Source organism: Acinetobacter sp. YH12058, assembly GCF_013419805.1.
In the GTDB taxonomy this organism is placed as follows: Bacteria; Pseudomonadota; Gammaproteobacteria; order Pseudomonadales; family Moraxellaceae; genus Acinetobacter; species Acinetobacter towneri.
The window spans coordinates 229371-249014 of the sequence record NZ_VOZL01000001.1; the positions used below are offsets into that span (position 1 = coordinate 229371).

18 protein-coding genes are annotated in these 19644 nt (G+C 40.6%); 16 read left to right on the forward strand and 2 right to left on the reverse strand.

The features are described 5' to 3' along the window. The first annotated feature begins 63 nt into the window (after positions 1 to 63). From ppsA to dnaB, 11 genes are all read left to right on the forward strand, one after another. A complete protein-coding gene (ppsA, locus tag FTU09_RS01170) occupies positions 64 to 2442 on the forward strand; it encodes a phosphoenolpyruvate synthase (RefSeq protein ID WP_004973175.1) in 2379 nt (792 codons plus the stop codon). Positions 2443 to 2516: 74 nt separating this feature from the next. Beyond that, the gene (locus FTU09_RS01175) at positions 2517 to 3314 is read left to right on the forward strand and encodes an RDD family protein (RefSeq protein ID WP_004973172.1); all 798 of its coding nucleotides are present in this window, start codon (positions 2517 to 2519) and stop codon (positions 3312 to 3314) included. A 302-nt stretch (positions 3315 to 3616) separates the two neighbouring features. Further along, positions 3617 to 4690, forward strand: coding sequence for a ubiquinol oxidase subunit II (cyoA, locus tag FTU09_RS01180; RefSeq protein WP_004973169.1), 1074 nt, complete (start codon positions 3617 to 3619; stop codon positions 4688 to 4690). A 3-nt stretch (positions 4691 to 4693) separates the two neighbouring features. Continuing rightward, on the forward strand, positions 4694 to 6682 hold the full coding sequence (gene cyoB / locus FTU09_RS01185; protein ID WP_096900904.1) for a cytochrome o ubiquinol oxidase subunit I: 1989 nt from the start codon (positions 4694 to 4696) through the stop codon (positions 6680 to 6682). Between the two features lie 3 nt (positions 6683 to 6685). Beyond that, on the forward strand, positions 6686 to 7303 hold the full coding sequence (gene cyoC / locus FTU09_RS01190; protein WP_004973159.1) for a cytochrome o ubiquinol oxidase subunit III: 618 nt from the start codon (positions 6686 to 6688) through the stop codon (positions 7301 to 7303). Next, positions 7303 to 7629 (forward strand): cytochrome o ubiquinol oxidase subunit IV, encoded by a 327-nt coding sequence (locus FTU09_RS01195; RefSeq protein ID WP_004973158.1) that lies wholly within the window; start codon positions 7303 to 7305, stop codon positions 7627 to 7629. Before cyoC ends, FTU09_RS01195 begins: the two co-directional genes overlap by 1 nt. 10 nt (positions 7630 to 7639) lie before the next feature. Continuing rightward, positions 7640 to 8518 (forward strand): heme o synthase, encoded by an 879-nt coding sequence (cyoE, locus tag FTU09_RS01200; RefSeq protein ID WP_004973155.1) that lies wholly within the window; start codon positions 7640 to 7642, stop codon positions 8516 to 8518. Between the two features lie 354 nt (positions 8519 to 8872). Next, complete coding sequence (rpsF, locus tag FTU09_RS01205) at positions 8873 to 9262, forward strand: 30S ribosomal protein S6 (RefSeq protein WP_004973153.1); 390 nt, start codon at positions 8873 to 8875, stop codon at positions 9260 to 9262. Between the two features lie 11 nt (positions 9263 to 9273). Then, entirely contained in the window at positions 9274 to 9501 is a 228-nt protein-coding gene (gene rpsR / locus FTU09_RS01210) for a 30S ribosomal protein S18 (RefSeq protein ID WP_004719336.1), read from the forward strand. Positions 9502 to 9510: 9 nt separating this feature from the next. Next, positions 9511 to 9957 carry a 50S ribosomal protein L9 gene (gene rplI, locus FTU09_RS01215; protein WP_004973150.1) on the forward strand — a complete coding sequence of 149 codons (447 nt, stop codon included), beginning with the start codon at positions 9511 to 9513 and terminating at the stop codon, positions 9955 to 9957. A 232-nt stretch (positions 9958 to 10189) separates the two neighbouring features. Further along, on the forward strand, positions 10190 to 11635 hold the full coding sequence (dnaB, locus tag FTU09_RS01220) for a replicative DNA helicase (protein WP_004973149.1): 1446 nt from the start codon (positions 10190 to 10192) through the stop codon (positions 11633 to 11635). 21 nt (positions 11636 to 11656) lie between these two features. On the opposite strand, the gene FTU09_RS01225 is transcribed toward dnaB, so the two are convergent. Continuing rightward, the gene (locus FTU09_RS01225; RefSeq protein ID WP_026438364.1) at positions 11657 to 12223 is read right to left on the reverse strand and encodes a hypothetical protein; all 567 of its coding nucleotides are present in this window, start codon (positions 12221 to 12223) and stop codon (positions 11657 to 11659) included. A gap of 466 nt (positions 12224 to 12689) precedes the next feature. Between FTU09_RS01225 and alr the strand changes: the two genes are divergently transcribed. From alr to FTU09_RS01250, 5 genes are all read left to right on the forward strand, one after another. Beyond that, a complete protein-coding gene (alr, locus tag FTU09_RS01230) occupies positions 12690 to 13766 on the forward strand; it encodes an alanine racemase (protein ID WP_179989546.1) in 1077 nt (358 codons plus the stop codon). 530 nt (positions 13767 to 14296) lie between these two features. Beyond that, positions 14297 to 15043 (forward strand): beta-ketoacyl-ACP reductase, encoded by a 747-nt coding sequence (locus FTU09_RS01235; protein WP_180079418.1) that lies wholly within the window; start codon positions 14297 to 14299, stop codon positions 15041 to 15043. A 51-nt stretch (positions 15044 to 15094) separates the two neighbouring features. Then, entirely contained in the window at positions 15095 to 15439 is a 345-nt protein-coding gene (locus tag FTU09_RS01240; RefSeq protein WP_004973142.1) for a phasin family protein, read from the forward strand. A gap of 125 nt (positions 15440 to 15564) precedes the next feature. After that, positions 15565 to 17337 carry a class I poly(R)-hydroxyalkanoic acid synthase gene (locus FTU09_RS01245; RefSeq protein ID WP_180079419.1) on the forward strand — a complete coding sequence of 591 codons (1773 nt, stop codon included), beginning with the start codon at positions 15565 to 15567 and terminating at the stop codon, positions 17335 to 17337. An 82-nt stretch (positions 17338 to 17419) separates the two neighbouring features. Then, on the forward strand, positions 17420 to 18598 hold the full coding sequence (locus tag FTU09_RS01250; RefSeq protein ID WP_179988648.1) for an acetyl-CoA C-acetyltransferase: 1179 nt from the start codon (positions 17420 to 17422) through the stop codon (positions 18596 to 18598). A 167-nt stretch (positions 18599 to 18765) separates the two neighbouring features. Here FTU09_RS01250 and FTU09_RS01255 read toward each other — a convergent pair whose 3' ends face one another. Continuing rightward, on the reverse strand, positions 18766 to 19365 hold the full coding sequence (locus FTU09_RS01255) for a hypothetical protein (RefSeq protein ID WP_004973138.1): 600 nt from the start codon (positions 19363 to 19365) through the stop codon (positions 18766 to 18768). Positions 19366 to 19644: the final 279 nt, after the last annotated feature.

Sequence of the window (19644 nt, forward strand, 5' to 3'; positions counted from 1 at the left end):
AGTAGATTTATTATAATTTCATGACAAGATAGTGATTAATACTGCAAAAGTGGAGTAACAACTTTGGAAGCGCGCGTAATTGGTCTGGAAAAATTAGGGAAACACGATGTTGAGCTCGTGGGTGGGAAAAACTCATCTTTGGGCGAAATGATCAGCCACTTATCTAATGCTGGTGTATCGGTACCAGGTGGCTTTGCAACAACAGCTGCTGCTTATCGTGAATTTCTCGAGCAAAGTGGCCTAAACGCTAAAATTCAAGCAGAGCTAAAAACACTCAATGTAGATGACGTGAATGCGCTTGCTGAAACTGGTGCAAAAATTCGTCAATGGATTGTCGACACTCCGCTTACTGCATCACTAGAACAAGAAATCCGAGTTGCTTTTGAAGCACTCTCTAACGGCAACCCAAACATCGCGGTTGCCGTTCGTTCATCTGCAACTGCAGAAGATCTACCAGACGCATCTTTCGCAGGTCAGCAAGAAACATTCCTAAACATCCGTGGCATTGACAACGTATTAATTGCCATTAAAGAAGTTTTTGCATCTTTGTACAACGACCGCGCGATTTCTTACCGTGTACACCAAAACTTTGACCACGATGTCGTTGCTTTGTCTGCAGGCGTACAACGTATGGTACGTTCAGAAACTGGCGCTGCTGGTGTAATGTTTACCCTAGATACAGAATCTGGTTTCCGTGATGCTGTATTCATTACTGCTTCTTATGGTTTGGGTGAAATGGTGGTTCAGGGTGCAGTTAACCCAGATGAATTCTATATTTCTAAGCCTTTATTAAAAGCAGGCAAACACTCAGTTTTACGTCGTAACCTTGGCTCTAAACACCAAAAAATGATTTATGGTGAAGAAGGCGCGGCTGGTAAATCTGTAGTTGTGGTCGATGTTGAAAAACAAGATCGCCAACAGTTCTCTTTAAATGATCACGAACTACAAGAATTAGCGAAACAAGCGTTAATTATTGAAGAACATTATCAAGCGCCTATGGATATTGAATGGGCAAAAGATGGTGATGACGGTCAAATCTACATCGTTCAAGCACGTCCTGAAACTGTAAAAAGCCGTGAAAACGTCGGTACTATGGAACGCTACCTATTGAAACAAAAAGGTACGGTCATTTGTGAAGGTCGTTCAATTGGTCAGCGTATCGGTTCTGGTAGAGTCCGCGTTGTAACGTCTATTAAAGAAATGGACAAAGTTCAGGAAGGTGACGTTCTTGTTTCAGACATGACTGATCCAGACTGGGAACCAGTGATGAAACGTGCTGCTGCAATTGTCACTAACCGCGGTGGTCGTACTTGTCACGCTGCAATTATTGCCCGTGAATTAGGCGTACCTGCAATTGTAGGTTGTGGTAATGCAACTGAAGTTTTGACTGATGGTCAGGAAGTTACAGTTTCTTGCGCCGAAGGCGACACAGGTTTCATTTATGAAGGTGCTTTAGATTTTGAAGTTCAAAAGAACTCAATCGAATCTATGCCTAAACTTCCGTTCAAAATCATGATGAACGTTGGTAACCCAGACCGCGCATTTGACTTTGCTCAAATTCCAAACGAAGGGATTGGTCTTGCACGTTTAGAATTCATCATCAACCGTATGATTGGTGTGCATCCTAAAGCATTGCTTAATATTGACAGCTTACCACGTGAAACACGTGCAGCAGTTATGGCGCGTACTGCGGGCTATTCATCGCCAATCGAATTCTATGTAGAAAAATTGGTTGAAGGTATTTCTACCCTTGCTGCTGCATTCGCTGACAAACCAGTGATTGTGCGTATGTCTGACTTCAAATCAAACGAATACGCAAACTTAATTGGTGGTAAGTTATATGAGCCAGAAGAAGAAAACCCAATGTTGGGCTTCCGTGGTGCAAGTCGTTATGTGTCTGACAATTTCCGTGACTGCTTCGAACTTGAATGTCGTGCCTTGAAAAAAGTACGTGACGAAATGGGCTTAACCAACGTACAAATTATGATTCCATTTGTACGTACCGTTGCTGAAGCAAAACGTGTGATCGAATTGCTTGCGCTGAATGGTTTAAAACGTGGTGAAAATGGTCTGAAAGTGATCATGATGTGTGAATTACCAACCAACGCATTGTTGGCTGAACAATTCCTTGAGCACTTCGATGGTTTCTCTATCGGCTCAAATGACTTAACTCAGTTAACACTTGGTTTAGACCGTGACTCAGGCATTGTTTCTCACCTGTTCGATGAACGTGACCCTGCAGTGAAAGCATTACTTTCTATGGCAATTCACGCATGCCGTAAAGCAGGTAAATATGTCGGTATCTGTGGTCAAGGCCCTTCAGATCACCCTGACCTTGCACGTTGGTTAATGGAACAAGGTATTGAATCTGTATCTTTAAACCCAGACTCAGTTTTAGACACTTGGTTCTTCCTTTCTGAAGAAAAAGCTCAACAAGCGTAGTAAAACGTGTTAAAAGAAAACCCATGCACCTGCGTGGGTTTTTTTTCAAATTCATTTTTTGAGATTTTATATTTATGCAAATTTACTTGGCACGAAATAATCAACAAGCTGGGCCATACACCTTAGAGCAGCTCAACCAAATGCTCGCCAGCCAACAAGTGTTGCTGACAGATTTGGCTTGGCACCAAGGCATGAGCGAATGGAAAGCTTTAGGTGAACTCACCCAAGGTAAACTTGTATATGAACCACAAGGCTACGTCAGCACACCACCTGCCCCTGAACATTCACCTTTTCAAAATACAGATTACACGGCTACAAACACATCACGACCAAGCTCAGCATCATCAAATTCAAGAACACAGGCAACAAAAAATGAATTGGCGAGCATTAACCAACGTGCTTTAGCCAAAATTATAGACATGTTGTTATGGTTGCCTGCAGCAGCACTTCCCTCTTTTTTCTTAAATGCGGACCAGTTTGAACAATTGTCTGGTTTACAACAAAAAATGCAGGCAGCGACAACGTCTGATCAAGCCATGCAATTGCAAACTGAACTCTTTCAGCTCATTCCAATGCAAGCTTGGCAAGCGGTGGCAATTTATTTATTGATTATGCTGGGCATACAAGCCTTCCTGCTGGCTAAAACTGGACAAAGTATTGGCAAACGTCTGACTAAAATTAAGATTGTCGATGCTGAAACCGATGAAAAAGTCAGCCTAATGCGTGTGTTTACTATTCGCTCTATCATTTTCATTATTTTGAATATGATGTTTATGCCCTTCATCACAATTTTAGATTATGGCTTTGCATTTGGTGCAAAACGACAGGCTTTGCACGATAAACTCGCCAAAACCAAAGTCGTAAAGCAATAATTTGATTTTATTTATTCAGGGATGATTGATCATCCCTTTTTTCTTATAATATTGATAAATATAAATAAATTAAAATTAACACAAATAATTCCGAGTATAAAAATTGGTTTTCATTCCCTCCACTTAAAGCCGCTTTATGTGTAGCTTAGTTTGTCGATATCAGGCATAATGCCCTACAACGTAGCGGTGTCCGATGATTAAGAAGACTTTTTCATCTTTTTTGATGTCTTTTTAATCATGCGACACTTTAATCGCTATCCCATATTAAATTAGGGAATGGGACTCTTCACCGAGGTTGTAAAATGAGACAAACGATTTTAGCTGTATTGTCTTTATCTACGATGGCTGCACTCTTAACTGGGTGTGGCGGTGATTTAGTACTTCTGAACTCAAAAGGTCCAGTTGCAGCAGGTCAAAGTAACCTGATGATGACTGCGATTTACCTAATGCTATTGGTGGTTATTCCATCTGCAATTATGGCATTGTGGTTCGGTTGGAAATATCGCGCATCGAATAAAGACGCAGACTATCAACCAACATGGTCACACTCTACTGCAATTGAAATTGTAGTATGGGGTATACCTGTTATTATTATTTGTATTTTAGCTTGGTTAACTTGGTGGGGTTCCCACAAGTACGACCCTTACCGTCCGCTAGAATCCGAAAAAGCTCCTTTAACTGTTCAAGTTATTGCTGAACAATTTAAATGGATCTTCATCTACCCAGAACAGAACATTGCTACTGTTAACGAATTACGCTTCCCAGAGCAAACGCCTGTAAGCTTACGTTTAACATCTAACTTCACAATGAACTCGTTCTTTATCCCTGCATTATCTGGTCAGATTTATGCAATGGCGGGTATGCAAACTCACTTGAACGTTTTAGCAGACAACACGGGCGAATTCCGTGGTTTCTCATCTAACTACTCAGGTTATGGTTTCTCGCAAATGCGCTTTAAAGCTCACTCTGTAACTCAAGCTGATTTTGAGCAATGGGTAACAGCTGTTAAAGCAGGTCAAGGTACGACTATCAATCCTCAAGCTGTTCAAAAAACAGTTTTAGATCAAGCTGAATTTGCTTCTTTACGTGACGGTAACCGTTCACAGAAACAAATTGATGCAATGGTTCGTAACGCCAAAACTGAATTAGAGAAAAAACTTGCTGCAACGGCTTTAAAAGAAGGTCCATATAAGACTCAGCCACATCCTGTGACTTATTACTCTTCTGTTGAGCAAGGCTTGTTTGAATCAGTGATCAATAACTATATGAGTAACTACCATGGTGCTGACCATTCAGCTCCTGTAGTGGCTGGTGAAGCGCCTGCTTCTGAAACTCATGTAGCAGTTGAACATGCGACTGCTTCTCAAGGGGAATAAGACATGAGCTTATTAGGTAAGTTAGGTCCAGATGCAATTCCTTACGATCCAATCGTATTGGTAACTGTTGCAGCGATGATCTTAGGTGGTCTTGCAGCGATTGCTGGTATTACCTACTTCAAAAAATGGGGCTACTTGTGGAACGAATGGTTCACATCTGTAGACCATAAAAAAATTGGTATCATGTATATCTTTGTATCTGTAGTCATGTTACTTCGTGGCTTCGCAGATGCGATCATGATGCGTCTTCAACAGTTCCTTGCGAAAGGTGGTGGTGAAGGCTATTTACACCCAGAACACTATGACCAGATTTTCACCGCACACGGTGTGATCATGATCTTCTTCGTGGCAATGGGTCTTGTTGTTGGCTTAATGAACATCTCTGTACCATTACAGATTGGTGCTCGTGACGTAGCCTTCCCGTTATTAAACTCTTTAAGCTTCTGGTTATTCGCTGGTGCTGCAGGTTTAATGATGGTTTCACTTGCATTAGGTGAATTCGCTGCTACAGGTTGGATGGCTTATCCTCCTCTATCTGGTATCGAATACTCTCCAGGTGTTGGTGTTGACTACTATATTTGGGCACTTCAGGTTTCTGGTCTAGGTACGCTTCTTACTGGTGTTAACTTCTTCGTTACCATCATCAAAATGCGTGCGCCTGGCATGAAACTTATGGACATGCCTGTTTTCACTTGGACAACATTAGTTACTGCGGTACTTATCATTGCAACATTCCCAGTTTTAACTGCGACAATTGCAATGTTAACGCTTGACCGTTACTTCGGTTTCCACTTCTTTACGAACGACATGGGTGGTAGCCCAATGTTGTATGTAAACTTGATTTGGACATGGGGTCACCCAGAAGTTTATATCTTAGTATTACCAGCATTTGGTATTTACTCAGAAGTAACTGCGACTTTTGCTCGCAAAACATTGTTCGGTTACAAATCAATGGTGTACGCAACTGTTGCAATTGGTGTGTTATCACTTGTTGTATGGGTTCACCACTTCTTTACCATGGGTGCAGGTGCCAACGTTAACGCGTTCTTCGGTATCATGACCATGATTATTGCGATTCCTACTGGTGTGAAAATCTTCTCTTGGTTATTCACCATGTACAAGGGTCGTATTACCTACACTACCCCAATGCTTTGGACACTTGGCTTCCTTGTGACTTTTGGTATCGGTGGTTTAACAGGTGTATTAATGGCAGTTCCACCAGCGGACTTCCTTGTACACAACTCTTTATTCCTAATTGCTCACTTCCATAACGTAATTATTGGTGGTGTAGTATTCGCGATGTTCGCAGGTATCATTTACTACTGGCCAAAAATGTTTGGTTGGAGACTCAATGAAACTTGGGGTAAAGCAGCATTCTGGTTCTGGTTCTTCGGTTTCTACTTTGCATTCATGCCACTTTATATCCTTGGTTTCATGGGTATGACTCGTCGTTTGAATACATATGACAACCCAGAATGGGATCCATACTTGGCAATTGCGTTCTTCGGTTCTGTGTTAATTGCTATTGGTCTATTCTGCTTCGTTATGCAGATTGTGGTTGGCTTCCTACAACGCAACCAACGCTTAGACCTTACTGGAGATCCATGGGATGGCCGTACGCTTGAGTGGGCTACTTCTTCTCCAGCACCGTTCTATAACTTTGCTCACCTTCCAAAGATCAATGGTATTGATACTTTCTGGACTGACAAAGAAAATGGTGTTGCATACGCTCGTCCAACTAAGTATGAAGATGTCCATATGCCAACTAACCGTGCAGCTGGCTTCATAATTGCAATGTTTATTACAACTATGGGCTTCGCATTAATCTGGCATATTTGGTGGCTAGCAATCGTTACGTTCATTGCGGCAATCATCAGCTTCATCGTGAGTTCTTTCACGAAGAAAGTGGACTACTATGTTCCTGCTGCTGAAGTTGAGCGTATTGAAAACGAACGCTATGCGATCCTTGAAAAACACTTGAAGAAGGACTAAGACATGGCTGAAGTACTTCATCACGACAACCACGGACATGATGATCATCACCACGATGATACAGACATCACCGTCTTTGGTTTCTGGACCTACTTGATGAGTGACCTTGTAATTTTTGGTACACTTTTCATCGCGTTCGCTGTATTAAGTAGCCACGTTCCAGTAGGCACTCCAACAGCTAAAGATTTGTTTGGCGAGTCATTAGGCTTCGTTTTAACAGAAACTTTTGCCCTGTTGATTTCTTCTGTAACTTTCGGTTTTGCCGTTTTAGCTGCTTACAAGAAAGATGTTGCTAAAGTTCTAACTTGGTTAGGCGTGACTTGGGTTTTCGGTGCGATCTTTATTGGTATGGAACTTTATGAGTTCAACCATTTAGTTCACGCTGGACATGGTCCAAGTGCGAGTGCGTTCTTATCTGCGTTCTTTACTTTGGTTGGTACGCACGGTATTCACGTAACTTCAGGTTTAGTTTGGATGATCGTGTTAATGGTTCAAATCAAGAAATATGGTTTGACTATTCCGAACATGCGTCGTTTAGCTTGCCTAAGCTTGTTCTGGCACTTCCTTGACATCGTTTGGATCTGTGTATTCAGCGTAGTTTACTTGATGGGAGTTCTCTAATGAGTCACGATCACAACTCTGCTGGTGCATCACACGGTAACACTAAGCAATATACGATTGGCTTTATCCTTTCTGTTATCCTTACCATTATTCCTTTTGGTATGGTTATGGCAGGTGGTTTTGGCCGTGGTATTTTGATTACTGTTATTTCGATTACAGCAGTTGCTCAGATTCTTATTCAATTAATTTATTTCTTGCATATGAATTCTTCTTCAGAGCAACGTTGGAACGTGATTGCATTCGTGTATACCATTCTGACCATTGCCATCCTTTTGGTTGGTTCTGTATGGATCATGAACTACCTACACTACAACATGATGATCTAAACTGGTTGTCATGCTGAAAAAGTATTTATTCCTGACAAAGCCAGGAATTCTCTTTGGTAATTTTATTACCACTTTGGGTGGCTACTTTGTAGCTGCCCAAGGTTCTGTAGATTTCCTTCTCCTACTGCTTACTCTGCTTGGTACAACGCTTGTTGTCGCCTCAGGATGTGTGGTCAACAATATTATTGACCAAGACATCGACCAAAAAATGCAACGCACACAAAACCGTGCTTTAGTGAAAAAAACTGTTTCTGTTCCTATTGCGCTGATTTATTCAGTGGTATTGGGCATAATTGGTTTTAGCATTTTATGGTTTGGAGTTAACGCATACGCTTTTCTTTTTGCACTGATTGGTTTCGTGGTTTATGTCGGCTTTTACAGTCTATGGACCAAACGCACAACAATTCATCAAACCATTATTGGCAGTATTTCAGGCGCAAGCCCACCTGTCATTGGTTATACCGCTGTTGCAAATCAATTTGACTTAGCTGCACTACTTATCTTTTTAGGTTATGCACTTTGGCAAATGCCCCACTCTTGGGCGATTGCAATTTACCGTTTTGATGATTACAAAAATGCGGGGATTCCAATTTTGCCAGTTGCTCGTTCAATTTTACGAACGAAAATTGAATCACTAATTTATGTGGTGTTATTTACCGTTGCCATGAATGGACTGTTTGTATTTGGTTATGCAAACTGGCTATATCTGGTTATTTTGAATGCACTTTGTATTTATTGGTTCTATATTGGCGTCATTGGCTTCAAAGCAGAAAATGATCAATTATGGGCAAAACGCTTTTTCCTATTTTCGGTTATTTTAATTACTGTTGTGAGTTTATGTTTTAGCTTTACAGCAACCGCACCAAGCACGCAAATCATACTTTTTTAAAAGATAGAGTTTAGCTCTATCTTTTAATGGAGTGCCTACCCTCTCCACACTTCAATATTTAAATAATAACAATTTATCTGTCTTTGAATTATTCGTCCTTAATAATTTTTGCATTAAACACTCTAAAAGTTAGTGACATACAAATACAAAGCATAAAATTTAAATTCCAATCATAGATGCAAAATATTACATTCCCTTTTTACCCAAGCCGATCTTTTCTTAGACCAAGCCTTGAATTTACTTGGTAAAAGCTCTAAAATTCACGCTTCGCAATTTTGCGACACAACTTCGGTTGTGACTCCTTGCTTCTGGCTCAATTTAGTCAGGGGCTGCATAAACCGTAAGGAGCTGACAATGCGTCACTACGAAATCGTACTTTTGGTACACCCAGACCAAAGCGATCAAGTTGTGGGTATGGTAGAACGTTACCTAACTCACATCAAAGAAGCTGAAGGTCAAATTCACCGTTTAGAAGATTGGGGCCGTCGTCAATTGGCTTACCCAATTAACAAAATTCACAAAGCGCACTACATTCTTATGAACGTTGAATGTGGTCAAACTACGCTTGACGAGTTAGAAGAATTGTTCCGTTATAACGACGCGATCCTTCGTAGCTTGATCATCCGTCGTGAAAACGCTATCACTGAAGAGTCATTATTGGCTAAGAGTGCTGAAGAAAAACGTGCGCGTAAAGCTCAACGTGAAGAAGCACAACACGCTAACCAAGACTCTGCTGAAGCTTAAGGAGAACATCAATGGCACGTTTTTACCGTCGTCGCAAGTTCTGCCGCTTTACAGCTGAGAACGTTACGTACATCGACTACAAAGATATCGATACACTAAAACAGTACATCACTGAAAATGGCAAGATTGTTCCTAGCCGTATTACAGGTACTAAAGCTCGTTACCAACGTCAATTAGCGCTTGCTATTAAACAAGCTCGCTACTTAGCGTTGATCCCTTACACTGACAATCATAAGTGAGGTTGAGCTGTGGATATTATCTTATTACAACGCATTAAGAACCTTGGTAAATTAGGCGATAAAGTTTCAGTTAAAGCTGGTTACGGCCGTAACTACTTGATCCCTCAAGGTAAAGCAGTTGCTGCAACTGAAGCAAACACTGCTGCATTTGAAGCTCGTCGTGCTGAACTTGAGAAGCAAGAAGCTGAAATTTTAGCTGCTGCTCAAGCACGTGCTGACCAATTGAACGAAGTTAACATCGTAATCACTGCTAAAGCTGGTGATGAAGGTAAACTTTTCGGTTCTATCGGTACTCGTGACATCGCTGACGCGTTAACGAATGCTGGTCTTGAAGTTGACCGTGCAGAAGTTCGTTTACCAAACGGTGCGCTTCGTCACACTGGTGAATTCAACATCGCAATCCAATTGCACCATGATGTTGTTGCTGAAGTTCTCGTTACTATCGTATCTGAGTAATTTGCTGCAAAAGAAAAGAGCATGCCTAATCGCATGCTCTTTTTTTGTCTTTAGAATATACGATTAGTACAATTTTCCTAAATCGTCCTGCACGCTTTGACTTATCCTTCGCCAAAATCTACTCGCTTTTTTTTCTAGAGGGCGTATCATCGGGAAGTGGAAAGAATATGAGTTTCAAATTCTATCCCCGTGCATTATTCAGCATTTACTGTTTTAAAAATCAGGGATTTATATGTCACAGGCGACTGCTAGCGCAAAGCAACATACTGCAAAGTCTGATCTAAAACCAAATGAGAACAGCCCGCTTAAAGAGTTTCGTACCCCACCGCATAACTTAGCCATCGAACAAGCTGTTTTGGCTGCGTTAATGACTGTGGCCGAATCTTTTGAACAAGTGGGTGATGTGCTACAAGAATCTGATTTTTACGCGACACGCCACAAATATATTTTCCGCGCCATTGATTCTTTGTCTAAAGAAAACTCACCTTATGATGCCGTATTGGTGAATGACTGGCTGATTAAACAAAATTTACTTGAAGCTGCAGGCGGGGAAGAATACTTAATGCAGCTCATGGCAGACTCGCCTTCTAGTTTTTATAACCTAGAAACCTATGCCACGAAAATTAAAGAATTCTCGACCCTCAGAAACATGATTAAAGTCAGTTCTGAAATTTTACAAAATGCCTATGACACCAAAGGTCGTAGCGTAAGTGAAATTTTAGACTTGGCCGAAACCAATATTTTCCAAATTGCCGAACAACATAATAACAATGCCAAAGCACAAGGCCCAAAAGCCATTTCGAGCGTGGTTGCCGATGTATTCGACAAACTTGATGAACTTTCTAAAATGGAAGGTAACATCACAGGCTTAACCACAGGCTTTGTGGAGCTAGATAATAAAACTTCGGGCATGCAAGCGGGTGACTTGATTATTGTCGCTGCGCGTCCATCTATGGGTAAAACCACCTTTGCCATGAACTTGGTCGAAAGTGTTTTGTTTAACAATGATTTGCCTGCCCTTGTCTACTCTATGGAAATGCCTGCAGACTCAATCGCAATGCGTTTAATTTCTGCATACGGCAAAGTGCATCAAGGGAATTTACGTTCAGGTAAACTCAGTGGCGATGAATGGTCAAAAGTCACAGGCACGATTTTACAACTGCAAGAAAAGCATTTGTATATTGATGACTCATCTGCCCTGCCGCCTACGGAAGTACGTGCACGTGCGCGACGCATTGCCAAACAACATGGCGGTAAAATTGGCTGTATCATGGTCGATTATTTGCAGTTAATGAAAGTCCCAGGCATGGGCGATAACCGTGTCGGCGAAATCTCAGAAATTTCACGTAGCTTAAAAGCCTTGGCCAAAGAGATGAACTGCCCTGTGATTGCTTTGTCACAGCTCAACCGCTCATTAGAGAACCGACCTAATAAACGCCCTGTGATGTCTGACTTGCGTGAATCTGGTGCAATTGAGCAGGATGCGGATTTAATCATGTTTATTTACCGCGACGAAGTTTACAATAAAGAATCTAAAGAAGCAGGTACTGCCGAAATTATTATTGGTAAACAGCGTAACGGCCCAATTGGTACGGTACGTCTTGCTTTTGAAGGGCAATATACGCGTTTTAGTAACTTATCTCCTGAGTATTATGCTCAGTATGATGATGAAGAGTAATGCTTGCATTGCTCTTTTTTATTAAAACCATGTTTTAATCTGACTTATTAACTTTGCCCACCATAGTTTCCAACTTGAGAGTAAATTATAATCTTGACTATTTTCTTCCATTTCAAGTGATGGAAATGCTTTATTTAATTGCTTGCATGTCGGATACTTTTGTTGCAGTTGCGCCAAATAATGTGTCTGATCATAGTCTATAAAACCATCTAAAATCCCAACCTCTGATCTATCGACTGTAGAACAATTTGAGGTCTGCTTATTCCAAGCTAAAAATGGGACAATCGGTTTAGATAAAACAAGCTGGTCATTCTTACAGTTTAATGTTGCAAATGAAACTACTTGATATTGCTGGGGTTTAGCACCATCTGGTGCATAAGCTAAACCAATAATTAATTGGTTTTTAGCTGTACTTTTACCTGAAAATCCACTGTACCATTGAGTAGGCTTTTTATATTTAACCTCATCTAGTATTGAGCGAAAAATAAATTGACCTGAACTGAGTTCAAAAATGAAGTCTGAACTCTCCTGTACTGCCAGTGAACCTTGGTAACGGGCAATAAAAACGTCATTGGGTGAATGTGGCATACAAGCCATAACTGACTGACAAAAAAATAAAGTAATCCATCCCAGATAACAAAATATTTTCATTATTTATTCAACATATCCAAGTTTAAAATGCATTGTTTAATCTCTCTTTGAGTTCATTTAAATTACGAACCCACTCTCCACAATCATCTGAATCTTGCCATAACTCGTACAGTTTAGAATTTCCTGAGTGAGAGCATCTAACACCATAATAGCTTTTAGAACGTATAGTTTTATATGAAAAATAAAGTCTGAAACTTTTACAAATTATTTGCAATCAATAACCTAATAGATTTTTCGATCTTAAATTAATTTATGATCAAAAACTTAAATGTTCATGTCTATTTGAGGTTGATAGGTCTACAATAGTGAATATTTTTAAATAGAACTATTTTTAGTATTTATTTATCACTCCACAGTGTATCTAACACAAATTACCAATTGTCATTCCCAAGGAGTATTTAGGGTGCGCCAAGCAACAGTTTATATTGACAGTCAGGCACTGCAATATAATTTAAACCGTGTCAAACAACTTGCCCCAACAGCAAAAATTGTTAGCATGGTCAAGGCCAATGCTTACGGACATGGTGTAAAAGACTGCTTAGCAGCTTTAAAAGACAGCGATGCCTTTGGTGTCGCTTGCGTTGAAGAAGCCTTAGAAATTCGTGAATTGGGATATACGCAGCCCATCACCCTGATTGAAGGTGTTTTTTCTGCCGATGAAATGCAAAGTGTGTTGGCACACAAATTGGAATGTGTAGTGCATCATCAAGCACAGCTCGATTGGCTACTACAACATAAAGCTGATTATATCGCACAAGGCTTAAAAGTCTGGGTCAAACTCAACAGCGGCATGAATCGTTTAGGTTTTAAAATTCCTGAAATTATTGATGTGATTCACATGCTCAAAGCCGAAGGTTTTACCTGTGTGTTGACCATGCATTTTGCCAATGCCGATGGCGACCATGCTTTGAATGATCAACAAGTCGCACAATTTTTGCATGTCAAAGACAATTGCAGCCCTATTCTTGCTTCTTGCTGCAACTCTGCTGCAATCTATCGTTATCCCGAATTGCATTTTGATTATGTACGCCCAGGCATTATGCTTTACGGTGCAACGCCTTTTGCCGCACATAATGTGCATACACTCGACTTAAAGCCTGTGATGACTTTAAGCGCAGAAGTGATCGCACTAAATGAAATTGATGCAGGCGAACACGTCGGCTACGGTTCAACCTTTACTGCAGAACAAGCCATGCAAATTGCGATTGTTTCAATTGGCTATGGCGATGGTTATCCACGTACATTTGTGCAGCCAAATTTTGTTGCGATTGGTACAAAATTAACGCCTGTACTTGGTCGTGTGTCTATGGATATGATTGCCATTGATGTCACAGGTTTAGACGTTGAATTAGGCACACAAGTTGAACTATGGGGCAAACACCGTTTGGTGGATGATGTTGCCACAGCCAATGGTACGATTGGCTATGAGTTGTTGTGTCGTTTAAGCCCTCGCCCACAGCGCAAGGCAACCAGCATTTAACTTTCTTTTTTCGATCTGTTGCATGTAGCAGTTTTGCTGCATGCAATCGTCTAAGCCATTCTCTTTTTCTTTCTTATATTTTTCTTTTCGCTTTTTATTTTCTTAAATTCACTGTATTTCCATTCATATTGATAAAAATTTGTGGTCACCCACATTTGCATTTAGCGCTTTACAGTCATCCAAATATTTAGCTGAAAATCACACTCAAAATCTCAAGAAAAAACAATATGCTCGCGCACTGTCTTTAAACTGCCACATCGCTTCAAATTCATGGATTAATCACATTTCACCAGTTCTCAGAAGTTTGTGCTGCGCGCTACGATGAATCAATGACTTCACGACTATTTAAGCCATTTATAAAAGCATCCACATGATAAGAAAATAATCTATTACCAATATTTGTTTACTTTTGACTTCAAAGCATCATCAAACTGCAGCCTCTTTGAAATATAAAACGCTTAATTTCTAAACAAGAATAAAGAGGAAAAACTCCTTAATTTTTATAACCTTATTCTGCTTAGGAAAAGAATATGTCTGAACAAAAAGTAGCTTTAGTGACGGGTGCATTAGGTGGTATTGGCAGTGAGATTTGCCGTCAACTGGTTACAGCAGGCTATAAAATTATTGCAACGGTTGTACCAAGAGAAGAAGATCGCGAAAAGCAATGGCTTAAAGACGAAGGCTTTACAGAAAGTGATGTGCGCTTTGTTTTAACCAACTTAAATGAGCATGAAGCGGCTACAGCAGCCATTCAAGAAGCAATTGATGCTGAAGGTCGTGTAGATGTGTTGGTCAACAATGCTGGTATTACCCGCGATGCAACTTTCAAAAAAATGAGCTATACGCAGTGGTCTGAAGTGATTAAAACCAACTTAAAAACACTTTTTACCGTGACTCAGCCTGTATTTAACAAAATGTTAGAACAAAAGTCTGGTCGCATTGTGAACATTAGTTCGGTGAACGGTTTAAAAGGTCAATTTGGTCAAGCCAACTACTCTGCAACTAAGGCAGGCATCATCGGCTTTAGCAAAGCTTTGGCGCAAGAAGGCGCACGTTCAAATATCTGCGTGAACGTCGTTGCACCAGGTTATACCGCAACCCCGATGGTCACAGCCATGCGCGAAGAAGTAATTAAAAGCATTGAAGCACAAATTCCTCTGCAACGTCTTGCCGCCCCTACCGAAATTGCGGCAGCAGTTATGTATTTAGTGAGTGATCATGCTGCATACGTAACAGGCGAAACCTTATCAATCAACGGCGGCTTATACATGCACTAAGCGTGTAACACCTCATTTTAATCTACAAGTTTATTTACTGGAGTGACACCCATGCTATACGGCGACTTATTTTCAAACATGAATGCTCAATACAAAAACGTGTTTGAACCGTACACCAAATTCAACAGTATAGTTGCAAAAAATTTTGCTAACTTAACCAACCTACAATTAGAAGCAGCACGCAACTATGCCAACATTGGTTTAGCACAAATGTTTGCCAATAGCGAAGTGAAAGACATGCAAAGCATGGTGAACTGCACCACCAAGCAATTAGAAACTATGAACAAACTCAGTCAGCAAATGATTGAAGATGGCAAAAAATTAGCAACACTGACTTCAGAAGTCAAAGCAGAATTTGAAAAGTTAGTCAGCGATTCAATGCCAAATAATAAATAAACACTGCTCTGAAAACCATGCGTTATCAGGACGAATGTTACGGGGAAGTGTGAAAATTTCCCCGTTTTAGTTTCAGCCTTGCACTCAATTTGATTGCTAAAAGCCATGTGCTATGGAGCGATGAAATGAAACAGAACTCATTTCAATTCAAAGAAAATATATTACAATTTTTCTCTAGCCACGATGATATCTGGAAAAAACTACAAGAATTTTATTATGGGCAAAGCCCTATTAATGACGCCTTAACACAGCTCAACAAAGAAGATATGTCTATGTTCTTTGAAGCTTTGTCTAAAAATCCAGCACGCTTGATGGAAATGCAATGGAGCTGGTGGCAAGGTCAAATGCAAATCTACCAAAATGTGATGATGCGCAGTGTGGCAAAAGACATCGAACCATTCATTCAACCTGAAAGTGATGATCGTCGTTTTAACAGCCCATTATGGCAAGAACAACCCAATTTTGACCTGTTATCGCAGTCTTATTTGCTGTTTAGCCAACTGGTACAAAATATGGTGGATGTCGTAGAAGGCATTCCAGACAAAGTGCGTTACCGCATTCACTTTTTTACCCGTCAAATGATTAATGCTTTATCACCAAGCAATTTTCTTTGGACTAACCCTGAAGTGATTCAGCAAACCATTACCGAACAAGGCGAAAACCTTGTCCGTGGTATGCAAATTTTCCATGATGATGTGGTCAATAGCGGAAAATATTTATCTATTCGCATAGTCAATAGTGACTCTTTTAGCTTGGGTAAAGATTTAGCCTATACACCAGGCGCAGTGGTCTTTGAAAATGAAATTTTCCAGTTGTTGCAATATGAAGCAACGACAGAAAATGTATATCAAACCCCGATTCTAATCGTGCCGCCATTTATTAATAAATATTATGTGCTGGATTTACGCGAACAAAACTCATTGGTGAACTGGTTACGTCAGCAAGGTCATACGGTCTTTTTAATGTCTTGGCGTAACCCAAATGCTGAACAAAAAGAACTCACTTTCGCTGATCTGATCACCGCAGGTGCGGTTGAAGCTTTGCGTGTTATTGAAGAAATTACAGGAGAAAAAGAAGCCAACTGTATCGGCTATTGTATTGGTGGTACTTTACTTGCTGCAACGCAGGCTTATTACGTGGCAAAACGCCTGAAAAGTCATGTGAAATCTGCCACGTATATGGCAACCATTATCGACTTTGAAAACCCAGGCAGCTTAGGCGTATTTATTAATGAACCTGTGATTAATGGTTTAGAAACCTTAAATAATCAATTCGGTTATTTTGATGGTCGCCAATTGGCAGTTACGTTCAGTTTGTTACGTGAAAATACCCTGTACTGGAACTACTACATCGAGAACTATTTAAAAGGCAAAGAGCCTTCAGATTTCGATATTTTGTATTGGAACAGCGACGGCACCAATATTCCTGCCAAAATTCATAATTTCTTATTGCGTAATTTGTATTTGAATAATGAATTGATTTCACCAAACGCAGTGAAAGTAAACGGTGTTGGACTCAACCTTTCTCGTGTCAAAACACCAAGCTTCTTTATTGCAACGCAGGAAGATCATATCGCACTTTGGGATACAAGCTTCCGTGGTGCAGATTACTTAGGCGGTGAATCTACACTGGTACTTGGTGAATCTGGACACGTGGCAGGCATTGTGAATCCGCCAAGTCGTAATAAATACGGCTGCTATACCAACTCTGCCAAGTTTGAAAATACCAAGCAATGGCTAGATGGTGCAGAGTATCATCCTGAGTCTTGGTGGCTACGCTGGCAGGCTTGGGTCACACCGTATGCAGGCGAACAAGTCCCTGCCCGCGCCTTAGGTAATGCGCAATATCCAATGATAGAAGCAGCACCAGGTCGCTATGTTTTGGTAAATTTATTTTAATCAGTCATATAACATCAGCAATGCACATGCTATATATCATGTGCATCCACAGAAACGTAAACATAAAATTTAAGGATATAAAATGAAAGATGTTGTCATTGTTGCTGCAAAACGTACTGCAATTGGTAGCTTTTTAGGTAGTCTCGCTTCTTTATCTGCACCACAATTGGGGCAAACAGCAATTCGTGCAGTCTTAGACAGTGCTAAAGTACAGCCTGAACAAGTCGATCAGGTGATTATGGGTAACGTACTCACTACAGGTGTAGGACAAAACCCTGCACGTCAAGCCGCAATTGCTGCAGGTATTCCTGTACAAGTACCTGCATCAACGCTTAACGTGGTGTGTGGTTCAGGTTTACGTGCCGTACATTTGGCTGCACAAGCGATTCAGTGTGATGAAGCAGAAATTGTAGTTGCTGGTGGTCAAGAATCAATGTCACAAAGCGCACACTATATGCAGTTGCGTAACGGTCAAAAAATGGGGAATGCCCAGTTGATCGACAGTATGGTGGCTGATGGTTTAACCGATGCCTATAACCAATATCACATGGGTATTACTGCAGAAAATATTGTAGAAAAGCTTGGTTTAAACCGTGAAGAACAAGACCAATTGGCACTGACTTCACAACAACGCGCGGCTGCAGCACAAGCGGCTGGTAAATTTAAAGATGAAATTGCAGCTGTAAGCATTCCACAGCGTAAAGGCGACCCAATTGTATTTGCTGAAGATGAATACATCAAAGCCAATACCACCCTTGAAAGCTTGAATAAATTGCGCCCTGCGTTCAAAAAAGATGGCAGCGTAACCGCAGGTAATGCTTCTGGTATCAACGATGGTGCAGCAGCAGTGTTAATGATGAGCGCAGACAAAGCTGCAGCATTAGGCCTACAACCTTTAGCACGTATTAAAGCCTATGCAATGTCGGGTATTGAGCCTGAAATTATGGGTCTTGGCCCTGTTGAAGCGGTTAAGAAAACCTTAAATAAAGCAGGCTGGAGCTTAGATCAGGTCGATTTAATTGAAGCCAACGAAGCCTTTGCCGCACAAGCACTAGGTGTTGCCAAAGAATTAGGCTTAGACCTAGATAAAGTAAACGTGAATGGTGGCGCAATTGCCCTCGGTCACCCGATTGGTGCTTCAGGTTGCCGTATCCTCGTGACGTTACTACACGAAATGCAACGCCGTGATGCGAAAAAAGGCATCGCAACGCTTTGCGTAGGCGGTGGTATGGGTGTTGCACTTGCGGTTGAACGCGACTAAGTAACCGAGCCGAAAGTACTGCACGAGTCAAAGCTATTGAATTTGATAGCTGTTCAAAGCCAGTAATAAGTTAAGACATAATGGGAGCTTCGGCTTCCACTATTTTTTTAACTACACAGAGCTTAAAATAATATTGTTGTCGATTAATTTGACATGACAAGTTCTGCTTAATCCACCGAAAGTAAGTGCTGAATATGATCACTAAAGTGATAAAAATGCATGGTATCGGGTTGCTGTTTCAGCTGTTGCCATGCGTCTACAAACGACGTCCAACCTAAATCTTTTAGGCATTGCACAATCATTTCCAATTGCGACAAAGTCTTTTCAGTCGATTGTTTTAACCGAATTTGTCGGTCTAATTGTTCAATTTTTTGCCCCAATTGGAAAAATAAATATATCTGCTGTGGTTCTGCATCTAATAGTGCTTCGCAGTCTTGTACCACATCACAAATATAACTCGCGTTATCGCACGCATTTTGAATACATTGCTGTAATTCAACATAAGTAGCTTTAGAAAACACCTGTGCCAAGTTTTGAATTTTTGTCCGTGTTTGCTCAAACTGCATCGCAAATGAAGCAGGCTGTTCTTCGTTTAAAATCAATTCATTTAAAGAAGCTGCATCAAATGCAGGCAAACAAAAGGCATGTGCATAAGTCAAAGCAGCATCATTTTGTTTAAATGGAAATTGCTGACATACATATTGAATACGGGTTAAATATCGGGCTAACCAAAAAATTTCTCGCGCATCGCTGCTAGATAAATTCACGGTTGTTTCATCCTCCTAACTCTAAGATCTGTTGATAATTCATCGCGATAAAGCACCTCAATCGCCTTGCCCAATTAACCTACAGCACTCATCCACTCAGACCGCTTTTATTTACATAAACCTGTATCTACCATACAAAACAATGACAGGTTTTCACTTAAACACAACTATTCAATCTTGCTTTTCTAATTGATCCAAGTATGGCTTGAGGTCATAGTTTCTGATTCACTTCTATTATTTGATTAACTTTGCCCGTCCAAATTTTGTGATATTTACTGC